At 72.2% G+C, this 19777-nt stretch carries 21 protein-coding genes; 11 read left to right on the top strand and 10 right to left on the bottom strand.

Annotated features, from left to right (window positions below; all coding sequences use genetic code 11):
• Window positions 1-132: 132 nt before the first annotated feature.
• The 3 genes from trpD to AB0J36_RS22900 form a co-directional block, all read right to left on the bottom strand.
• Window positions 133-1200, bottom strand: coding sequence for an anthranilate phosphoribosyltransferase (trpD, locus tag AB0J36_RS22910; RefSeq protein ID WP_363661092.1), 1068 nt, complete (start codon window positions 1198-1200; stop codon window positions 133-135).
• Between the two features lie 90 nt (window positions 1201-1290).
• Window positions 1291-1686 carry a hypothetical protein gene (locus AB0J36_RS22905; RefSeq protein WP_355049380.1) on the bottom strand — a complete coding sequence of 132 codons (396 nt, stop codon included), beginning with the start codon at window positions 1684-1686 and terminating at the stop codon, window positions 1291-1293.
• Window positions 1687-1795: 109 nt separating this feature from the next.
• Window positions 1796-2785 carry a cytochrome c oxidase assembly protein gene (locus AB0J36_RS22900; RefSeq protein ID WP_363661091.1) on the bottom strand — a complete coding sequence of 330 codons (990 nt, stop codon included), beginning with the start codon at window positions 2783-2785 and terminating at the stop codon, window positions 1796-1798.
• A gap of 108 nt (window positions 2786-2893) precedes the next feature.
• Between AB0J36_RS22900 and AB0J36_RS22895 the strand changes: the two genes are divergently transcribed.
• The 5 genes from AB0J36_RS22895 (at window position 2894) to AB0J36_RS22875 (ending at window position 8077) form a co-directional block, all read left to right on the top strand.
• A complete protein-coding gene (locus tag AB0J36_RS22895) occupies window positions 2894-3493 on the top strand; it encodes a heme-copper oxidase subunit III (protein ID WP_357126727.1) in 600 nt (199 codons plus the stop codon).
• Between the two features lie 72 nt (window positions 3494-3565).
• Window positions 3566-4405: a cytochrome c gene (locus AB0J36_RS22890; RefSeq protein ID WP_357126730.1), complete on the top strand. Its 840-nt coding sequence runs from the start codon at window positions 3566-3568 to the stop codon at window positions 4403-4405.
• A gap of 64 nt (window positions 4406-4469) precedes the next feature.
• Entirely contained in the window at window positions 4470-5573 is a 1104-nt protein-coding gene (locus tag AB0J36_RS22885; protein ID WP_355049384.1) for a Rieske 2Fe-2S domain-containing protein, read from the top strand.
• Window positions 5570-7201: a cytochrome b N-terminal domain-containing protein gene (locus tag AB0J36_RS22880; protein ID WP_355049385.1), complete on the top strand. Its 1632-nt coding sequence runs from the start codon at window positions 5570-5572 to the stop codon at window positions 7199-7201. The genes AB0J36_RS22885 and AB0J36_RS22880 overlap by 4 nt, the downstream gene beginning before the upstream one ends.
• A 195-nt stretch (window positions 7202-7396) precedes the next feature.
• Entirely contained in the window at window positions 7397-8077 is a 681-nt protein-coding gene (locus tag AB0J36_RS22875) for a DUF4142 domain-containing protein (protein WP_357126735.1), read from the top strand.
• Between the two features lie 70 nt (window positions 8078-8147).
• Here AB0J36_RS22875 and AB0J36_RS22870 read toward each other — a convergent pair whose 3' ends face one another.
• The 5 genes from AB0J36_RS22870 to AB0J36_RS22850 all read right to left on the bottom strand — a co-directional run bounded on the left by AB0J36_RS22870 (window position 8148) and on the right by AB0J36_RS22850 (window position 13598).
• A complete protein-coding gene (locus AB0J36_RS22870; protein WP_355049387.1) occupies window positions 8148-8435 on the bottom strand; it encodes an Lrp/AsnC ligand binding domain-containing protein in 288 nt (95 codons plus the stop codon).
• Between the two features lie 36 nt (window positions 8436-8471).
• Window positions 8472-9326, bottom strand: coding sequence for a sugar phosphate nucleotidyltransferase (locus tag AB0J36_RS22865; RefSeq protein WP_363661090.1), 855 nt, complete (start codon window positions 9324-9326; stop codon window positions 8472-8474).
• Window positions 9323-9868 carry an NUDIX hydrolase gene (locus tag AB0J36_RS22860; protein ID WP_357126740.1) on the bottom strand — a complete coding sequence of 182 codons (546 nt, stop codon included), beginning with the start codon at window positions 9866-9868 and terminating at the stop codon, window positions 9323-9325. Before AB0J36_RS22860 ends, AB0J36_RS22865 begins: the two co-directional genes overlap by 4 nt.
• Window positions 9869-9922: 54 nt before the next feature.
• The gene (locus AB0J36_RS22855; RefSeq protein WP_357127304.1) at window positions 9923-11716 is read right to left on the bottom strand and encodes an HD domain-containing protein; all 1794 of its coding nucleotides are present in this window, start codon (window positions 11714-11716) and stop codon (window positions 9923-9925) included.
• Between the two features lie 127 nt (window positions 11717-11843).
• Window positions 11844-13598, bottom strand: coding sequence for a DEDD exonuclease domain-containing protein (locus tag AB0J36_RS22850; RefSeq protein ID WP_357170658.1), 1755 nt, complete (start codon window positions 13596-13598; stop codon window positions 11844-11846).
• Window positions 13599-13725: 127 nt separating this feature from the next.
• Here AB0J36_RS22850 and AB0J36_RS22845 point away from each other — a divergent pair, with 127 nt between their 5' ends.
• Complete coding sequence (locus AB0J36_RS22845; protein WP_357126746.1) at window positions 13726-15156, top strand: NYN domain-containing protein; 1431 nt, start codon at window positions 13726-13728, stop codon at window positions 15154-15156.
• A gap of 123 nt (window positions 15157-15279) precedes the next feature.
• Window positions 15280-15693: a hypothetical protein gene (locus AB0J36_RS22840; RefSeq protein ID WP_355049393.1), complete on the top strand. Its 414-nt coding sequence runs from the start codon at window positions 15280-15282 to the stop codon at window positions 15691-15693.
• Between the two features lie 50 nt (window positions 15694-15743).
• Here AB0J36_RS22840 and AB0J36_RS22835 read toward each other — a convergent pair whose 3' ends face one another.
• Together AB0J36_RS22835 and AB0J36_RS22830 are read right to left on the bottom strand one after the other, a co-directional pair.
• On the bottom strand, window positions 15744-16076 hold the full coding sequence (locus AB0J36_RS22835; protein WP_363661089.1) for a hypothetical protein: 333 nt from the start codon (window positions 16074-16076) through the stop codon (window positions 15744-15746).
• A gap of 23 nt (window positions 16077-16099) precedes the next feature.
• Window positions 16100-16492, bottom strand: a complete 393-nt coding sequence (locus AB0J36_RS22830; protein ID WP_357126753.1) for a hypothetical protein — start codon at window positions 16490-16492, stop codon at window positions 16100-16102.
• A 359-nt stretch (window positions 16493-16851) separates the two neighbouring features.
• Here AB0J36_RS22830 and AB0J36_RS22825 point away from each other — a divergent pair, with 359 nt between their 5' ends.
• The 4 genes from AB0J36_RS22825 (at window position 16852) to AB0J36_RS22810 (ending at window position 19776) form a co-directional block, all read left to right on the top strand.
• Window positions 16852-17085: a hypothetical protein gene (locus AB0J36_RS22825; RefSeq protein ID WP_357126756.1), complete on the top strand. Its 234-nt coding sequence runs from the start codon at window positions 16852-16854 to the stop codon at window positions 17083-17085.
• A gap of 155 nt (window positions 17086-17240) precedes the next feature.
• On the top strand, window positions 17241-17399 hold the full coding sequence (locus AB0J36_RS22820) for a hypothetical protein (protein ID WP_363661088.1): 159 nt from the start codon (window positions 17241-17243) through the stop codon (window positions 17397-17399).
• Window positions 17396-18655, top strand: coding sequence for a M48 family metallopeptidase (locus tag AB0J36_RS22815; RefSeq protein ID WP_363661087.1), 1260 nt, complete (start codon window positions 17396-17398; stop codon window positions 18653-18655). Before AB0J36_RS22820 ends, AB0J36_RS22815 begins: the two co-directional genes overlap by 4 nt.
• On the top strand, window positions 18652-19776 hold the full coding sequence (locus AB0J36_RS22810) for a glycosyltransferase family 4 protein (protein ID WP_357126765.1): 1125 nt from the start codon (window positions 18652-18654) through the stop codon (window positions 19774-19776). Before AB0J36_RS22815 ends, AB0J36_RS22810 begins: the two co-directional genes overlap by 4 nt.
• The last annotated feature ends 1 nt before the right edge of the window (window position 19777 follow it).

The raw sequence follows: 19777 nt of genomic DNA, 5'->3' as shown, positions 1-19777 counted from the left end.
CGGTATACCGCCGCGCCGACACCCCCGCGTCGCCGAGGTGGGAGCATTCCGTCGTACTGTCGCCCCCCACCTCCCCTACCTGGTCAGACGCGGCCGCGCGTGCCGGCCGATCCGGTGGGACGGGCGCGCGGATCAGGCGGTGGTCGCGGCCTCGGCCGTGGTGGTCGCGGTCTCGATCCAGCGCTCCAGGACGCCCGCCGCCGCGCCCGAGTCGATCGACTCGGCGGCGCGGTCCAGGCCGGCGCGCAGCGCCTCGGTCAGGTCGCCGTCGAGCGGCCCCTGCGTCGCGAGCGCCGCCGCCGCGTTGACCAGGACCGCGTCGCGCACCGGGCCGGTCTCACCGGCCAGCAGGCGACGGGCCACACCGGCGTTGTACGCGGCGTCACCGCCGCGCAGGTCACTCAGGGTGGCCCGGGGTACGCCCAGGTCGCTCGCGTCCAGCACGGCCTCTCGTACGGTGCCGTTCTGCGCCGCCCAGATCCGGGTCGGCGCGGCGGTGGTGAACTCGTCCAAGCCGTCCTCGCCGCGCATCACCAGCACCGAGTCGCCACGGGCGGCGAACACGCCGGCCATCACCGGGGCCATCCGCGCGTCGAAGCAGCCGACCGCGCCGGCGCGGGGTCGGGCCGGGTTGGTCAGCGGGCCGAGGAAGTTGAACACGGTGGGAACGCCCAGCTCCCGGCGGACCGGCCCGGTGTGCCGCATGCCCGGGTGGAAGCGGGCGGCGAAGCAGAACCCGATGCCCGCCTCGGTGACGCACCGCACGATGGCGTCGGGGTCGAGGTCGAGCGGGACGCCGAGGAACTCCAACAGGTCGGCGGTGCCGCAGGAGGAGGACGCGGCGCGGTTACCGTGCTTGACCACCCGGACACCCGCGCCCGCGACGACAAGCGCGGCCATGGTGGAGATGTTGACCGTGTGGGCGAGGTCACCGCCCGTGCCCACGACGTCCAGCGCGGTGGAACGCAGCTCGTCGGGCAGGTCGACGGGGACGGCCCGGCTCAACATCGTCTCCACCAGGCCGGCCAGCTCGGCCGAGGTCTCACCCTTGGCCCGCAGCGCCACCGCGAAGCCGGCCACCTGGGCGGCACCCGCCGAGCCGGCCATGATCTCGCCCATGGCCCAGGCGGTGTCGCCGGTGGACAGCTCCTCGCCGCGCAGCAGCGAGTTGAGCAGGTGCGGCCAGGTCCGATCGCCCATGGCGGGCCTCCCGAGCGTACGAAGTGCGGGTGGGCTGGAACCGGCGCAGGCTCGGCCGGCGCCGTGTCGGTGCCGGTTGGCGCGGGGACGTCAGGCGGGTGCGTGCGTCCGCAGCAACTCGGCCACCGTGCTGCCGGTGGTCACCGGGTCGAGCGGGTGCACCAGCGTCGCGTCGACCTCGGCGTACGCGGCGAGCCATCGGTCCGCGGCGCGGGCGATCACGAGGCAGGTGGGAGGCGCGTCGTCCCGGTCGTCCTTGATCTGCCGGGCGATGCCGATGCCGCCGCCGGGGCTGGCCTCGCCGTCGAGCAGCAGCAGGTCGATCTCGTAGTCGTCGACCAGCCGGATGGTCTCGGCGTAGGTCGACGCGTCGACGAACTCGATCCGCAGGCCGGGCGCGGGCCGGGTGCCCACGGCGAGCCGCATCCGGTCACGGACCTGCGGGTCGTCGCTGTAGAGCAGGACGGTGCACAGACGCTCACTCATGCCGACACTCCGCTTCCAACCTCGTAGCTGCCCGCCGATCGTACCGGCCGACGTGACGTACCTGACACGCCGCCCGCTTCCCGCGCGTCGGGCGTGCCGTCTGCGCAGCTCAGGCCGTCGGGGCTTCGGCCGCGCGCTCGCGCGCCTCCTGGCGGTCCAGCTCGCGGTCGACGCGGCGGGCCTCCCGCTCGGACTGCTTGACCCACTGCACGACCAGCACCGCGAGCATGGTGACGCTGACGAACTCGCCGCCGGCCCAGAGGATGCCGCCGGCGACCACCTGGTCGGCCTTCGGGTCGGACCAGCTCAGGTTGAGCGACGGGTACCAGTCGCCGCCGAAGAGCGTGGTGCTCTGCATGATGGTGAGCCCGAGCACGGTGTGGAACGGCACGGAGAGCAGCATCAGCAGCGCCCGCGCCGGATACGGCCAGCGGCCGGGCAGCGGGTCGAGGCCGAGCAGCGGCCAGAAGAACACGCAGCCGGTCATGATGAAGTGCGCGTGCACCAGCTCGTGCGCCCAGGCGTGCTCCAGCGTGAAGCGGTACAGGTCGCTGAAGTACAGCGCGAACGGGTTGACCACGAAGATGGCGAACGCCACCAGCGGGAAGCTGTAGACCCGGGCGATCCGGCTGTGCACGATCGCCAGGAGGCGTTTGCGCGGCCCGACCGGCAGGGTCCGCAGGGCCAGCGTCATCGGCGCGCCCAGCGCCAGGAAGATCGGCGACACCATGGAGAGCACCATGTGCTGGACCATGTGCACCGACAGCAGCGCGGTGTCGTAGGCGTGCAGCCCACTGACCGTGACGAGCGCGATGCCGCCGAGGCCGGGGCCGAGGAAGAAGACGGTACGGGCGACCGGCCAGCGGTCGCCCCGGATGCGCAGCCGGTGCACCCCGTACAGGTAGAGGCCGGCGGCGAGCACCAGGCCGAGGGCCAGCCAGCTGTCCAACCGGGTCTCGGTCAGCACCGCGCCGATGGTGAACGGTGGCGGGGTCGCCTCGGCCCCGGCGGCCAGCGTCGACGGGCCCGCCGAGGTGGCCGCGAGCACATCGGCCGGGACGGCCGAGGTGGCGGCGAGGATGGGATCGACGTGCAGCACGCTTTTCAGGCTAGGCCAGGCGAACCGGACCCTCACGCCCGGGCCACGGAAGGCGCAGGTTTGCCACCCCGCTGATCGCCGGCCCCGGTCAGGGGCAATAATGACGGCGTGACTGCGGCCCCAGCCATTGACAAGAGCCGGATCCACTCTCTGACGCGACCCAACATGGTCAGCGTGGGGACGATCGTGTGGCTCTCCAGCGAACTCATGTTCTTCGCGGCGCTCTTCGCGATGTACTTCTCGATCCGCGCGGCTGCGCCGGAGCAGTGGGAGAAGCACACCGAGTCGCTGAACATCCCGTACGCGACCACCTTCACGGTGATCCTGGTGCTGTCCTCGGTGACCTGCCAGCTCGGCGTCTTCGCGGCGGAGAAGGGTGACGTGCACGCGCTGCGCCGCTGGTTCACCGTCACCTTCGTGATGGGCCTGATCTTCGTGCTCGGCCAGGTGAACGAGTACCGCCACCTGGTGGAGGACGGCGTCAGGATCAACGCCGACGGCTACGGCTCGATGTTCTACCTGACGACCGGTTTCCACGGCCTGCACGTGACCGGCGGTCTCATCGCCTTCATCATCTTCATGGTCCGCACGACCATGGGCCGGTTCACCCCGGCGCAGGCGACCTCGGCGATCGTCGTGTCGTACTACTGGCACTTCGTCGACGTCGTGTGGATCGGCCTGTACGCCATGATCTACTGGCTTCAGTGATCTTGGCGCGTCACGAACCGCGCCGCTGCTCCGTCCCCTGAGACAAGGTCCAACCGGTTAAGGACACAGCTCATGACTTCTGACAACGACCGCCGACGCGGCCTGCTCGCGCGGTTGCGTGGGCGGCCCGCCGCGCGCAGCAGGGGCCGCCGCCGGCTGGGCGCCGCGGTCCGGCTGATCGCGGCGCTGATGCTCGCCGGCGGCGCCTACACCGTCTTCGCGCCCGGTGCGCAGGCGCAGGACAATCCGCCGCTCACCGGCGCCGCAGCCGAGGGCAAGGCGCTGTTCGACGTGAGCTGTGTGACCTGCCACGGGCGCAACGCCCAGGGCGTCGAGGGCCGCGGGCCGAGCCTGATCGGCGTCGGCGCGGCCTCGGTCGAGTTCCAGGTCAGCTCGGGCCGGATGCCGCTGGCCCGCCAGGAGGCCCAGGCGCACCGCAAGCCCCCGGTCTTCACCGACGAGCAGACGCGGCAGCTCGCCCAGTACATCCAGGAACTTGGCGGCGGTCCGGTCGTCCCGGGCACCGAAGAGGACCTGCACAAGAGCGGCAACGTCGCGGCCGGCGGCGAGCTGTTCCGGATCAACTGCTCGCAGTGCCACGCCTTCGGCGGTGGCGGCGGTGCGCTCTCCTCGGGCAAGTTCGCCCCGAGCCTGCACCCCGCGACGGACCGGCAGATCTACGCGGCGATGCTGAGCGGTCCGCAGAACATGCCGGTGTTCGGCGACAACCAGATCACTCCGGAGCAGAAGGCCGACATCATCGCCTACATCCAGGAGACGCTGAAGACCGACCAGGACCCGGGCGGGTTCAACCTCGGTCGGTACGGGCCGTCCACCGAGGGCCTGGCGATCTTCCTGGTTGGCATCGTGGCGCTCGTGTTCGCTAGCCTGTGGATTGCGGGTAAGTCGTGACCGAGCGGATCTTCAGTTCCACCGCCGTGGTGCCGCTCGGCGCCACCCGTAGCGAGGTGACGGCATGAGCACGCACACCGAGCACCAGGCCTCGCAGGGCCCGGAGCCGCTCGACGTGAACGACCCCAGGCTGAGCCGGTTCGACATCGTCCGCGAGGGCGCGCGTCGGGACGACATCGAGATCGTCCACTACGAGCCGCAGGTGCTGCCGGGCACCAAGGCGGAGCGTCGGCTCACCCGCGTGGTGGCCGGGTTCTTCCTGATCACCGGTCTGGCGGCGACCGCCTTCCTGGCCATCTACATCTGGTGGCCGTGGCAGTACGAGCCGGGTCGCGGCGGCGACAAGTTCTACACGCCGCTGCTGGGCGCCACCCTCGGCGTGGCCCTGCTCGCCGTCGGCTTCGGCATCCTGACCTGGGGCAAGAAGTTGCTGCCCAAGGAGGTCTCGATCCAGGACCGGCACGAGGGCCAGGTCGACTCCGAGGGTCGCACCATCACCGGCCAGACCATGCTCTACCTGGCCGACGAGATGGGCATCAAGCGTCGTCCGTTGCTCGGCATCTCGCTGCTGGCCGGTCTCGCGCCGGTCGCCGCGGTCGCGGCGGCGCCGCTGGTCGGCGGCCTGATCTCCCAGCCGCACAAGAACAACCAGATGTTCACCACCGGGTTCGCCCCGACGGAGAACGGGCAGAAGATCCGCCTGGTCCGCGAGGACGGCCGCCCGGTGCGCCCGGCGGACATCAGCGCCGGTGGTCAGCTGACCGTCTTCCCCGGCATCGAGCACGGCGTGAGCAACCGGCACGCCGACTCGCCGACGTTGCTGATCCACCTGCGCGACGCGGACGCCCAGAAATCCCGCGAGGCCAACTCGCGCCCCGGCGAGACGCAGAAGCACCACAAGGACTACATGTGGGGCAACTACGCGGCGTTCTCCAAGATCTGCACGCACGCCGGCTGCCCCGCCAGCCTCTACGAGCAGCAGACCAACCGGCTGCTCTGCCCGTGCCACCAGTCCCAGTTCCTGATCACCGACAACGCCCGGCCCGTCTTCGGCCCGGCCAGCCGGTCGCTGCCGCAGCTGCCGATCGAGTTGGACTCCGAGGGCTTCTTCGTGGCGAAGTCCGACTACACCGAGACCGTCGGGCCTGATTTCTGGGAGCGGCCATGAAGCGTCGAAAGTTTGACCTGGCGGCCACGCCGGGCAAGGCCGCGGCGGGGGTGGACGACCGCTTCGCGGTGGCCACGCCGCTGCGCAAGCTGCTGAACAAGGTCTTCCCGGACCACTGGTCGTTCCTGCTGGGCGAGATCGCGCTGTTCTCGTTCATCGTGCTGTTGCTGACCGGTGTGTTCCTGACCTTCTTCTACGAGCCGGCGATGACCGAGGTGGTCTACGACGGCAGCTACGCGCCGTTGCAGGGCACCCCGATGTCCGCCGCGTACGCCTCCAGCCTGGACCTGTCGTTCGACGTCCGGGGTGGTCTGGTGATGCGGCAGATGCACCACTGGGCGGCGCTGCTGTTCATGGCCGCGATCGTCGTGCACATGCTGCGGGTGTTCTTCACCGGCGCCTTCCGCAAGCCGCGCGAGACCAACTGGATCATCGGCTCGCTGCTGTTCTGGGTCGGCTTCCTGGCCGGCTTCACCGGCTACTCGCTGCCGGACGACGGCCTGTCCGGCACCGGTCTGCGGATCGCCTCCGCGATCATGCTGTCCATCCCGGTGGTGGGCTCGTGGGTGACGTCATCGGTCTTCGGTGGCGAGTTCCCCGGCACGATCATCATCAGCCGGTTCTTCATCGCCCACGTCCTGTTGATCCCGGGCCTGCTGCTCGCGCTGATCAGCGCCCACCTGGGTCTGGTCTTCAAGCAGAAGCACACCCAGTGGCCCGGCCCCGGCCGGACCAACAACAACGTGGTCGGCGAGCGGATGTTCCCCCGCTACGCGCTGAAGCAGGGCGGCTTCTTCATGGTCGTCTTCGGCGTCATCGCGCTGCTGGGCGGTCTGTTCCAGATCAACCCGATCTGGCTGTTCGGGCCGTACGAGGCGTGGGTGGTCTCGGCCGCCAGCCAGCCCGACTGGTACGTCATGTTCCTCGACGGCTCGACGCGACTCATGCCGGCCTGGCAGATCAACATCCCGATCGGCGACGGGTACGTCATCCCGCCGCTGTTCTGGCCCACTGTCGTGCTGCCCGGCATCCTGGTCGGCCTGTCGACGATGTACCCGTTCCTGGAGGCCCGGCACCTCAAGGACCGCAAGAGCCACAACCTGCTCCAGCGGCCCCGCGACGTTCCGGCCCGTACGGCCGTGGGCGCCATGGCCGTCGCCTTCTACATCGTGCTGACGCTTTCGGGCGCCAACGACGTGATCGCCGACAAGTTCCAGATCAGCCTGAACGCGATGACCTGGGCGGGCCGGGTCGGTCTGCTCGTGGTTCCGCCGCTGGCGTACTACGTCACCTACCGGCTCTGCCTGGGTCTGCAGCAGCACGACCGGGAGGTGCTCGCGCACGGCGTCGAGACCGGCATCATCCGGCGTCTGCCGGACGGTCGGTTCATCGAGGTCCACCAGCCGCTCAGCGCGTCGAACGGGCACGCGGACGGCCACGGTGAGCTGGAGTACGTCGGCTGGGTGGTACCGAAGAAGATGAACCGGCTCGGGGCCCTCGGCCCGGCGGTCCGGGGCTTCTTCTACCCGATCGAGAAGCCGGTCGAGGCGCCGGTCTCGCCGGGTCACCCGCCGGTCGAGCCCCGGGGAGATCGTGCGGAGATCGGCAGCGGCGAGAGCCGCCGCTGACCTCCCGACAGCACCGTCACGTGACGCCCGCCGGACTTCCGGCGGGCGTCACGCCGTTTCCGGTGTCCGGTCGCCCAACCGAGCAGGAGTCGGACGGGCACGGCGGGACCGGTCGACCCCGCGCGCCGGGCGATCGCAGGAATAACCCCCGTGAGCCGGGTATCCGTGCGATCCAACGTCTCTAGGGGGGGAAGCATGTTGGGTCTCAAACGCCTCGGCCTGTTGGCCGCGCTGGTGCTGGTGGGTGTCGCGCCGGCAGCAGCCGCCCAGGCGGCGGCACAGCCGTCGACGCAGGACACCCAGTACCTGCAGGCGGTGCACCAGGTGAACCTTTTCGAGATCACCGCCGGTGACCTGGCTCAGCAGAAGGGCCAGAACCAGGGGGTCAAGGACCTGGGCGCGATGTTCAAGACCGACCACACCCAGCTGGACCAGACGGTGCAGCAGACCGCGTCGCAGCTCAACGTCCAGCTGCCGAACGAGCCCACGACCGATCAGCAGGCGGTCATCGACAAGCTGAACAACGTCAGTGGGACGGAGTTCGACCGGCTCTGGGTGACCAGTGAGCTGGCCGGTCACGTCCAGGCCATCCAGGCCACCCAGACGGAGATCTCGCAGGGCTCCGAGCAGTCGGTGGTCCAGTTGGCCCAGACCGCCCTGCCGACGCTGCAGGCGCACTACGACGAGCTGGTCCAGCTGGCCAACCAGTTGGGCATCCCGGTCCCGCAGACCAGCGCCAGCGGCACGCCCAGCCCGGGCACCTCGTCGCCGGCTCCGGGTGGCGTCACCGAGTCGCCGGCTCCGAGTGGTGGGATCACCGAGTCGCCGGAACCGGGCCTCGGCACCACCGAGCGGCCCGCTCCCAGCGAGAGCTGATCTCGCGGTAGCGCGACGGCCGGTCCACCCCACGCGGGGTGGACCGGCCGCGGCGCATGCGGGCTGCGGGTCAGTCGGCGTCCGCGAGGCCGATCGCGAACGTCTCCTCAAGGTCGAGCTTCGAGTACGCCCGGAACGCGATGTGCGACTCCGTGTTCAGCACACCCGGCACCTTGGAGATGCTGCCCGCGATGACCTGCGCGATCTGGTCGAACTCGCGGACCCGGACGATGGCGATGAGGTCGACGTGCCCCGCCACCGAGTAGACCTCGCTGACGCCGGGGACGTTGGCCAGGGCATCGGCCACCTCGGGGATCGCGTCGGTGGCGCAGTCGATCAGCACGATCGCGGTGATCACGGGGCACTTCTCCGTTCGTCGGCGTCGTCGCCCATGCTAGACCTGCACCGTCCCGCCGTCGCCGAAGCGGATCACGTTCCGCAGACGCTCGTCCGCTCGCACGGTCGCGCCCGGCCAGATCACGCTGCGTCGCACGTCGCCGTCGACCCGGGCGTGGGCGCCGACCACCGATTCGACGCAGTTCCCGGGCACCGTGGCGGACTCGTCGACGAGCACGCCGCCGGCCGCCGCGTGCAGGTTGGCCGCCAGGTAGTCGGCCGGCGTCCCGGTGTCGTAGAAGGTGCCCGCGTACGGCACCACGTCGAGCGCCCCGGCCGCCTCCGCCGGCCGCCACACCGCGCGCACCAGGTCGGACATGACCACCGGCAGGTCGCGGACCAGTCGCCACGGCAGCAGCGAGAAACCGGTGAAGCAGTGCCCGGCGAAGGTACCCGGCGCGTGCGGGTCGGCGGCGGGCTGCCCGAGCAGGCGTACGGAGTCCCGGTCCCAACCGTCGAGCAGCGCGGCCACGTCGGGGCCCGGCGCGGTGGCCGGCTCGGCCAGGTACGCGTCGGCGTTGCCGACCAGGACTCCTCGGCCGTCGATCCAGTCCCGCAGGTTCGCCACCCCGCCCGCCGTGCCGAGCGGGTCGCCGGGCTCCACCGACAGGTGGGCGCGGTCGCCGACGTGCGCGACCACCTGGTCGGCGAGGTAGCAGGCGTTCACCGCGACCCGGGCCGGACTCCTCAGGCCCAGACCGGCCAACCGATCCAGGGCCCGGTCCAGGAGCGGCACGTTACCGACCGGGCAGAGCGCCTTGGGCACCCGTTCGGTGAGCGGACGCAGCCGGGTGCCCTCGCCCGCGGCGAGCACGACCGCGCAGACGTCCCTCGGCCAGCTCGCCCTGGTCATGGCGCGGTGTCGGGCACCGGCGGCGGGAACTGCCCGGCCAGCGGCCCGATGTCGTAGTAGGCGAGCAACCGCGCGGTCGGCCAGGTGAGCTTGGGCAGGTCGTCCAACCGATGCCAGGCGGCCTCGAAGACCTCCCCGCCGTCCACCACCAGTTCGGTGCTGGACGCCGGCACCTCCGCCTCGAAGACCATGTCCACCCAGCCCTTGGCGTGCACGATCGCGTTCGGCACGGCGGGGCGCAGCCGGGACGGCGGCAGCCGGACGCCGGACTCCTCGAACAGTTCGCGGGCCGCGCCCACGACCGGGGGCTCACCCCGGTTCAGCAGGCCGGCGGGGAGCGACCAGCCCTTGTTGCCGGGAGGCTGGCGCAGCATCAGCAACCGACCCGCGCCGCTCGCCTCGGTGTCGCGGACCAACGTGACCGCGCCGACGATGTACTTCGGTACGGCGAGTCGGACCAGACGCCGGCGCACCGGCAGCGGCAGCCGGTAGAAGGCCTGGTAGAAGACGGCCCGACCGGTGGCGCGGGAACGGGGGATCATGACCCCAGGCTAGTGGTCACGAATGTCCCTCGGACGCGCTGGGGCACGCCCGAGTCACTGTCGATGGTCGACCAGGTCGATGAGCTGGCGTACCACGGCGTCCGGTTCGATCACCCGGTCGAAGACCGCGACGAGCAGGGTCTCCAGGTCGGGGTAGCCCAACTCCTCGGAGAGCCGCAGCAGCGGCAGGTCGCTGGCGAGGCCCCGGTTGTGCTGGCGCAGGGCGAGACCGATGGTGGCCCGACCGAGGCGTACCTTGTCGCTGATCGTGATGCCCGGCTCGGTGTGTTCGGCGAACCACCTGTTGATCTGCATCTGCGCGTGCGGCGACTTGACGAAGCCCAGCCACTCCTTGCGGGGGCCGCGCGGGGCGGCGGCGGCCTCGAAGCCGTTGTCGGCGTCGTTCTCGGTGAAGATCTCCACCACGTCGCCCTCGTCCAGTTCCGAGCTCAGCGGCGCGAGCCGGCCGTTGATGCGGGCCGCGAGGCAGTGGTCACCGCGATGATTGCCCAGCTCGTACGCCAGGTCGACGGGTGTGGCGCCGGCCGGCAGCACCACCTGACGGCCGTCGGCGAAGACCTGGATCTGGCCCTCGGCGAGGTCGCAGCGCAGCGACTCGTAGAACTGCGCCGGGTCGGCGGCCTCCGGCTCCCAGTCGAGCACGCGGCGCAGCCAGTCCAACTGCTCGGCCCGGGCCGCCGCGCTGCCGCTGCCCGAGCGCGGGAAGCGGAAGTCGGCGGCGATGCCGTACTCGGCCGCGCGGTGCATCTCCTGGGTGCGGATCAGCACCTCCACCGTACGGTCCTGCGGGCCGCAGACGCTGGTGTGCAGCGAGCGGTAGAGGTTGTTCTTCGGCGAGGCGATGAAGTCCTTGAAACGGCCCGCTACCGGCCGCCACGTGCCGTGGATCGCGCCCAGCGCCGCGTAACAGTCGGTGGCCGGGCCGTCGACCACCACCGAGATGCGGGGCAGGTCGTACGGCGCGGTGTGGCCGCCGGCGACGGTGTCCTTCCAGATCGAGTAGAGATGCCGGGGACGGGGGCTCACCTCGGCGTCGACCCGGCTGCGCTTGAGCGCGGCGCGGGCGCGGTTGACCACGGCGTCGAGGTAGGCCTCCCAGCCGGGCCGGTCGTGCACGTGCCGGGCCAGCCGGGCGTGCTCGTCGGGCTCCAGGTGCAGCAGCACCACGTCGTCCAGCTCACGCTTGAGGGTCTGGATGCCCAACCGGTCGCAGAGCGGGACCAGGACCTCCTGCGTCTTGCGGGCGATCCGCTCCCGGGACGCCGCCGAGCGCACCCCGAGCGTACGCATGTTGTGCAGCCGGTCGGCCAGCTTGATGATCAGCACCCGGACGTCCTTGGCGGCGGCGACGATCATCTTGCGGACCGTCTCCGCCTCGGCGGCCTTGCCGTAGAACGCCTTGTCGAACTTGGTCACCCCGTCGACGAGGTGGGCCACCTCGTGGCCGAAGTCCTCCGAGAGCGCCTGGAGCGTGTAGCGGGTGTCCTCGACCGTGTCGTGCAGCAGCGCCGCGACCAGGGTGGTGGTGTCCATGCCCAGCTCGGCGCAGATCTGCGCCACCGCGAGAGGATGGGTGATGTACGGCTCGCCGCTCTTGCGGAACTGCCCGCGGTGCATATTTTCCGCGATCGTGTACGCCCGGCGCAGCACCGCCGGATCGGTGCCGGCGTGGATGCCCCGATGGGTGCGGACCAGGTGGGTGACCGGGTCGGAGTCGGTGGTCGGCCAGGTGAGCAACGACCGCAGTCGGCGGGTCAGGGGCAGCTCGCCCGACTGGGTTGGCAGGGCGCCCCCCAGGGCGGCGCCGTGTCCGGCGTCGACGTCCACGAGGGACACCTCCTCACCCCGGCTCCGCGGTCACCGGACCCGGTGAACGGAGCAGGCCCACGAAACGGGCAGGACTGCACTTCCTTAACAGCCTAAGCGAGTCGACGTAGTCCGATCGGTCAGTTGGTCATGAGCGTTCGGTCGAGAGTTGGTGCGACGCCCCGCTCTCGGCCTTCGCCAGCAGGTCACGGAAGCGCCCCGCGCCGCCCGCCGGTGAGGACCAACCGGACGACATCTCGACCAACCGGGTCTCCGGCCGCTCCAACCAGGACAGGATGCGCTCGGACTCCTCGGCGGTGGCCGACGGCACCGGCCCGTGCCCACCCGACACCGTCTCGGCGGTGGCCCGGATGGCGTTCAGCGTGGGTCGCGGGTGGACGCCCGGCGGGGACACCCCGGCGCCGGCCAGCCGACCGTGGCGTACCAGGGCCAGCTCCCAGCCGCCCCGGGCGGCCGGTCGGGCCGCCGCCAGCTCGGCGATCCCGGTCAGCGCCGCCAACCGCTGCATCCGCACCGTGGCGCGCAGCACCGCGGCCAGCCGGTACCGCACCACGGCGGCCTCCTCGTAGCGCTGGTCGGCCGCGAGCACGTCGATCCGGGCCAGCAGCGCGTCCACCACCGGCCGCGGGTCGCTCGTGGTGGCCGTCCGGAATGGCTCGACGGCTCTGTCGTCGTACTCCTCGGGGGTGATCCGGTGCTCGCAGGGCGCCGGGCAGCGACCCAGCTCGGCCAGCGCGCAGGCCGGCGTGACGGTGCGCAGCGAGAGCCGGTGCGTGCACTGGCGCAGCGGGACCGCGTCGTGGAAGGCGGCGGCGGCCAGCTCCGCGGCCCGCCGGGAGGTGAACGGCCCGAGGTAGGCGGTGTCGGTGGGGGAGATGTCGCGCACGATCGACAACCGGGGGTACGGCCCGTCGGTCAGCTTGAGCCAGACCATCCGCTCCGGGTACTTCGACCGCCTGTTGTACGGAGGCGCGTGCGCGGCGATCAGCCGCAGCTCGCGGACCTCCGCCTCCAGCGAGTGCGCGCACTCCACCGCCTCGACCCGCTCGGCCGCGGCCAGCATCTCGGAGATCCGGGCGCGCTTCTCGCCGGCGGTGAAGTAGCTGCGCACCCGGGTGGCGATGTCGCCCGAGGTGCCGACGTAGAGCGGCCGGTCGTCGGCGGCCCGGAAGATGTAGACCCCCGGGACCCTGGGCAGCCCCTCGGCCAGATGCCGCTTGCGGCGCTGCGTCGGGGTGACCGCGCGGGCGAACTCGATGGCGTCGCCGACGGTGTCGACACGGTGCCCGCCGAGGCGGCCGATCAGACCGTGCAGCACGTCGACGGTGGCCTTGGCGTCGTCCAACGCCCGGTGGGTGGGCTGGGTGGCGGTGCGGAAGTACGCCGCGAGGGTGCCGAGCTTGCGGTTGGGCACCTCGTCGCGGGTCAGCACCCGCCGGGCCAGCGCCGCCGTGTCCAGCACGCGAGGGTTGGGCCAGCGGTAGCCGTGCCGGGCGCAGGCGGCCTTGAGGAAACCCACGTCGTACGGGGCGTTGTGGGCCACCAGCACGGCGTCGGCGATGAACTCCAGGAAGCTGGGCAGCACCTCCTCGATCGGCGGGGCCGGCAGCAGCATGGCCTGGGTGATCCCGGTCAGCACGGTGATGAACGGCGGGATCGGCTGCCCCGGGTTGACCAGGGTGGCCAGCACCCCCAGCTCCTCGCCGCCGCGCACCTTGACCGCGCCGATCTCGGTGATCCCGCCGCCGTCCGGCGCGCCGCCGGTGGTCTCCAGGTCGACCACCACGAAGGTCGTCGCGTACAGCGGCAGGGCCGGGTCCACCCCGCCCACCGCCGGGTCGAGACCGGCCAGTGACTCCTGGACGTACTCCGCCTGTGCCATCGGCGGCACGCTAGCGCCCCGGTCCGACACTCCCGTCGCAGAGGTCCCAGCAGTCACCATGGGGCTAGGATGAGAGATCGGCTCACTCACCAGGCGGTGGGCCCGCCAGCGGTGGGAGACTTGCCACATGCCCCTCGCCGAGCCGCACGACGACCACCTCCCGCAGGAGGATCCGGTCGCCCGCGACGGCGCGGTGAGCGATCCGGACGCCAGTGACACTCCCGCCGATTCGGGCGGTGATCCGACGATCGAGCCGGAGCCGACGCTGCCCGAGCCGGTCCGGCAACGGATCGTGGCGCTGACCGCCGCCGTGCTACCCAGCCTCCCCGGCGACGAGGTGCCGGTGCCGTTGCGGCGGGTGGCCAAGTTCGCCCCCAACCGGCGCGCCCGTCTCGGCGCTCCGGCCATCGCCGCCCAGCTCACCGCCGACCCGCTGTTCCGGCAGCGGGTCACCGCCCGGGTGCTGGCCGACGCCGGTGACCTCGGGGCGGCCGTGGTCGAGGGCACCGCGCCGGCCGCCGCCGACCCGGTCGAGGTGGCCGCACTGGCGTATCTGGTCCGGCCGCGCGGCTGGCGGGAGCTGATCGACGCCAGCGGCGCGGCGGTCCGCGCCGAGGCGGACAGCGCCGTCGTCGCCGAACTGGTCCGCGAGGCCGAGCAGCGGGCCACCCGCGCCGAACACGACCGTGCGGTGGCCCGGGTCGAGGCCGACAAGCTCCGCGACGAGCTGGCCCGGGTCCGCGAGGAACTCGGCCAGCTCCGTGAGGAGTCCCGTCAGCTGGCCCGTACCCTTCGCGAGACGCAGGCCCGCGAGCGCAAGGCCAGCGAACTTCTCGCCACCGAACGCGGCCGGGCCGCGCGCGCCAGCGCGGACGTCGACGCCGAGCTGCGCCGCGCCCGCGCCCGGCTCGCCGAGGCGGAGGCCGCCGCCGGCGTGGCCCGGGCCAGCGCCAAGGAGGCCCGCTCGGTCGACGACGCCCGCCTCTGGCTGCTGCTGGAGACCATCGGTCAGGCCGCCGTCGGGCTGCGCCGGGAGCTGGCGCTCGACCCGGTCGACAAGCTCCCCGCCGACTTCGTCGCCGACGCGTTCGCCGAGCAGCCCGGTACCGCCCCGGCGGGCCCGGCCGCGCGCGCCCGCGACACCGACGACCCGGCCCGGCTCGACCAGCTGCTCGCCCTGCCCCGGGCGCACCTCGTCGTGGACGGCTACAACGTCACCAAGCGCGGCTTCGGCGAGATGTCGCTGGAGCAGCAGCGCAAGCGCCTCATCACCGGGCTGGGCGGTATCGCCGCGCAGACCGGCGACGAGGTCACCGTCGTGTTCGACGGCGCCGAGCGGATGCACGGGCTGCCGCCCGCCCCGCGCGGCGTACGGGTGCTCTTCTCCCGCAAGGGCGAGACCGCCGACGAGCTGATCCGACGCCTGGTCCGCGCCGAGCCGGCGGGCCGTCCGGTCGTCGTGGTCTCGTCCGACCGCGAGGTCGCCGACGGGGTACGCCGGCACGGCGCGTATCCGCTGGGGGCCGACTCGCTGCTGCGCCGCCTCGCCCGCTCCTGACCGCACGTCCGGGCAGGCTGTCGGGGCGGGCAAGAATTTGGCGAGGTTCCGGCAGGTCCGGTCGGCGACGGTGTCCGCATCCGCCCGGCACCGCCGGGCACCGGACGAAGGCAGGCGAACGACATGGGAAAGAGACTGCTGGGCACCATCCTCGGCACGGTGGTCACACTGGCGGCGCTCCTGGTCGCCCCGGCAGCGGCCCAGGCGGCCTCGGGTGGCGGCTGCACCGGGGCCTACCCGATCAGCTCGTGCATCTCGTACCAGGGCTCCAACCAGACCGTGGTGGGTGACTTCTACATGAACGCCACCCCGGACGGGTCCCGGTGCACGGCGTACCTCCAGTTGCGGACCAGCAACAACGGCAACACCTCCTGGATCTACTACGACCTCAACCGGACCGGCCGGTTCGGGCCGATCAGCCGCAACGTCAACGTGATGAACAACTTCAAGGGCTCCGCCGTGGCGGTGGTCGAGGTCTACACGTGCAGCGGAGCGTTTCACGGCACCTACACCAGCCCTCGGGTCTACTACCCGTGACGTACGGATCCGGCCGTTGGCGCGTCAGCGCCAGCGGCCGGATCGGCGTGTCAGACGCAGCGGGAGACGGCGGGGTTCGGGTCGTGGCCGGTGTACGTGTAGTCACCGGCGAGCATGCCGCTCGCGTTGCCGTAGAAGGCGTTGTACCAGACGGTGTCGCCGTTGACCGACGATCCGGTCGCCCAGCAGTTGAGGTAGACCGACTGGCCCTTCGGGATCGTCAGGATGACCGAGCACTGCGAATTGTTCAGCCACTGGCAGTAGCGCAGGTTCAGGTCCGTCTTCGTCGTGAAGTAACCTCCGGCGAACGCCGGGGTGGCGACCAGGCCGACCGATGCGGTCACCGCGACCGCGCAGGCGGCCAGGAGACGTCGTGGATTCATGTCGTCAACCTCCGGTGAGCGGGTCAGTAGGAGCAGTACGGGGAGTCCATGATGTCGATGGCGACCGCGTAGCCGTACGGCTCGAGGTAGGCCAGCTCGCCCGGGGAGACGCAGACCCAGTCGTTGTTGGAGTAGAAGATCTTCGCGCCGTCGTCGTTGCGGCTGTTGTAGACCCAGTCCGCGCCCTTACTGCGGGACCCGAGGGTCTGGTAGTAGGTGTCCTGGAACGACGCGGTCGGCGGCGCGCCGTCGTACGGGTTGCCGCTCACCCAGAAGCAGACGCGGGGGTAGTTGCAGCCGAGTGCCGAGGTGGCCTGCGCCGGCGTGGCGACGAGCCCGCCCGCGGCCGTCGTGACGCCCGCGAGGAGCGCGACGGCGGTGAGCCGGGAGCGTGTGGTCGAAGATGGTCCGCGCATGTCGAAGCCTCCGTTGAGTCAGGGTGGTGCGACCCGTTCCGTTCGGCCCGGACCGACGGCCAGGGCTGGGGCCTCGCCCGGCGTGGCCCGGACGTAGCACCACGATCGCAGTGACCTGGATCGACGAAACAGGCGCTTGACCGGCAGTTGACCGGCGATTCGACGGGGTGCGCCCGCGCGAGGTCGGCGATGTCGGGCTGTCCGGCCGTTCGGGATACCCCGATTTCGCTGATCTGGAGTCGATCTAGCCCTCAACGGGCGGTTCTGTCGTACCCGGTGGATAACGTCGATGTGACCGATGGTGCTCGGGTGGCGACGACAGGGTGTCGGCCGCGCATCGCGAGCGATCAGGAGGCGTGATGCTCATCGACTGCGACGGGTGCGCGAAGCGGGCCGACGGCTGCTCCGGCTGCCCGCTGACCGCCCTGTTCGACGACACGTCCCCGGCGGCCGGGCTGGTCGCCGCCGAGGTTGAGGCGATCGAGGTGTTCGCCCGGGCCGGCTTCGACGTCGAGGTGCTGGCCGCGCCCGCCCGGCCCGACGCGCCCGCCCGGCCCGGCGCTGGCGCGCGTCGGGTCCGCCGGGTGGCCTGAGCCCTCGCCCCGGGGCCGGCCGGATGGCCGTCGACGAGCCGTGCGGGCGCTGAGCACAGCCGTGCGGGGGCCGCGTCGGCGAAGTGCGTCACCGCACCCGAAGCGGGCTTTTCGCGGGCCATAGGATGGGCGGTCACGGCGGGAGGAGCGGCGGGATGAGCGGGGTACGACGCGAGCACGACGGGCCCGTCGGTGCCCCGCGCGCCGGTGCCGTGTGGCGGTGGCGCGGCCACGCGCGGCGGCCCGACGCCGCCGCGTGCCGGGGTGATCGTGACCGGGCGTTGAGCGTGGTGGCCACGGCGGTGCGCCGGTGAGCCCGCGCGGCTGGGCGTTGTTGACGTTGGCCGGGTTGACGGTGGCCCTGCTGGTGACCGTCGCCGTGTTCGTGCCCTGGCACCGGCCCCCGGCCCCCCGTGCCGACCAGCTCGCCGCTCTGCGGGATCTCCCGGCCGACCAGGTGGCCAGGGGGCGGGAGTTCCGCGCCGCGCTGCGCCCCGGCGGCTACGCCGCGCTCGCCGTGGGGCTGCTGATCGCCGTCGCGCTGGGGCTCACCCCGCTGGGCAGTCGCCTGGTCGAGCTGGTGGGCCGGCCCTTCGGTGGGCACTGGATCGCCCAGGCGGTGCTCGGCGGCCTCGCCGTGGTGCTCGTCGCCGACCTGCTCACCCTCCCGTTCTCCGCCTGGCGGCAGACCGTCCTGACCCGCTACGGGCTCAGCACCAACTCCTGGAGTGGCTGGGCCGTCGACCTGCTCAAGTCGTACGCGGTGAGCGCCGTCATCGGTGCGGTGGCGCTGTTCGGCTTCTACCTGGTCATCCGGCTCGCGCCGCGCTGGTGGTGGGCGCTCGGCGCGGCGGGCGCGGCCCTGCTGGTGGTGCTGCTGTCGTTCGTGCTGCCGGTGCTCGTGGAGCCGGTGTTCAACAAGTTCACCCCGATGGAGCAGGGTGCGCTGCGCACCGAGCTGATGAGCATGGCCGCCCGCGACGGGGTGCCGGTGCGCGACGTGCTCGTCGCCGACGCCTCCCGGCGGACCACGGCGGTCAACGCGTACGTCTCCGGCCTCGGCCCGACCCGCCGGGTGGTCGTCTATGACACGCTGCTGCGCGAGGCCGACCCCGCCGAGGTGACGGCCGTGGTGGCGCACGAGCTGGGCCACGCGAAGGACTCCGACGTGGCGGTGGGCACGCTGACCGGGGCGCTGGGAGTCGCCGCCGCGGTGGTGGCCCTCTACCTGCTCGGCTCGTGGGGGCTGCTGCTGCGGTTGGCCGGCGTCGACTCGATCGCCCATCCACGCGCGTTTCCACTGGTAATTGCCCTGGTCACGGTGGCTGGTCTGGTCGCCACCCCGGTGCAGGCGCTGGTGTCGCGGCGGGTGGAGGCGCGGGCCGACGCGCACGCGCTCGCGCTCACCGGCGACCCGGCGGCCTTCGAGTCGATGCAGCGCCGTCTCGGCACGGTCAACCTGGGCGACCCCGACCCGCCGCGGTGGGAATACCTCTACTCGGCCTCGCATCCGTCCACCGTGGAGCGGATGGCCGCCGCCCGCGCGTACGCCCGGGAGGCACGCCGATGAGCCGCACGTTGCTGATCACGAACGACTTTCCGCCCCGCCCGGGGGGCATCCAGTCCTTCGTGCACAACCTCGCCGTGCGTCAGCCGGCGGGGTCGGTGGTCGTCTACGCGTCGAGCTGGCGTGGTGCGGAGAAGTTCGACGCCGACCAGCCGTTCGAGGTGATCCGGGAACGCACCCGGGTGCTCCTGCCCACCCCGCTGATCGCCCGGCGCGCGGCCCGGCTCGCCCGCACGTACGACTGCGACACGGTGTGGTTCGGCGCGGCGGCCCCGCTGGGGTTGCTCGCCGCCGGTCTGCGCAGGCGCGCGGGCGTACGCCGGGTGGTGGCGCAGACCCACGGCCACGAGGTCGGCTGGGCGGCGCTGCCGGCCGCGCGGCCGGCGCTGCGGCGCATCGGGCGTGGCGTCGACGTGACCACCTACCTCGGCGAGTACACGCGCGCCCGGCTCGCCCGGGTGCTGGCCGGGGTGACCGACCTGCGGCGGCTCGCGCCGGGCGTGGACGTGGACGCCTACCACCCGTCGGTGGACGGCGAGCCGGTCCGGGCCCGGTTGGGGCTGACCGACCGGCCGGTGGTGGTCTGCGTGTCGCGTCTCGTGCCGCGCAAGGGCCAGGACATGCTGATCCGGGCACTGCCGGAGATCCGCCGCCGGGTGCCCGACGCGGCGCTGCTGATCGTCGGCGGCGGGCCGTACCGGGCCACCCTGGAGAAGCTGGCCCGCCAGACCGGCGTCGAGCGGGACGTGGTCTTCACCGGCTCGGTGCCGGCGGCCGACCTGCCCGCGCACTACGCGGCCGGCGACGTCTACGCCATGCCCTGCCGTACCCGCAACCGTGGCCTGGACGTGGAGGGGCTGGGCATCGTCTACCTGGAGGCGTCCGCGACCGGCCTGCCGGTGGTGGCCGGCGACTCCGGCGGCGCGCCCGACGCGGTCCGGGAGGGCGAGACCGGGTACGTGGTCCGTGGCCGGGACGTCGCCCAGCTCGCCGACCGGGTCGCCCGGCTGCTCGGCGACCGGGACCTGGCCCGCCAACTCGGGGCGGCCGGCCGGGCGTGGGTGGAGCGGGAGTGGCGCTGGGAGGCGCAGGCGCAGCGGATGGCGGCTCTGCTGGCCGGCTGAC

It is taken from the genome of Micromonospora sp. NPDC049662 (assembly GCF_040675055.1).
Classification (GTDB): domain Bacteria; phylum Actinomycetota; class Actinomycetes; order Mycobacteriales; family Micromonosporaceae; genus Micromonospora.
The sequence above is the reverse complement of the archived record's forward strand: the minus strand, read 5'-3'. Positions and strand labels throughout refer to the sequence as shown.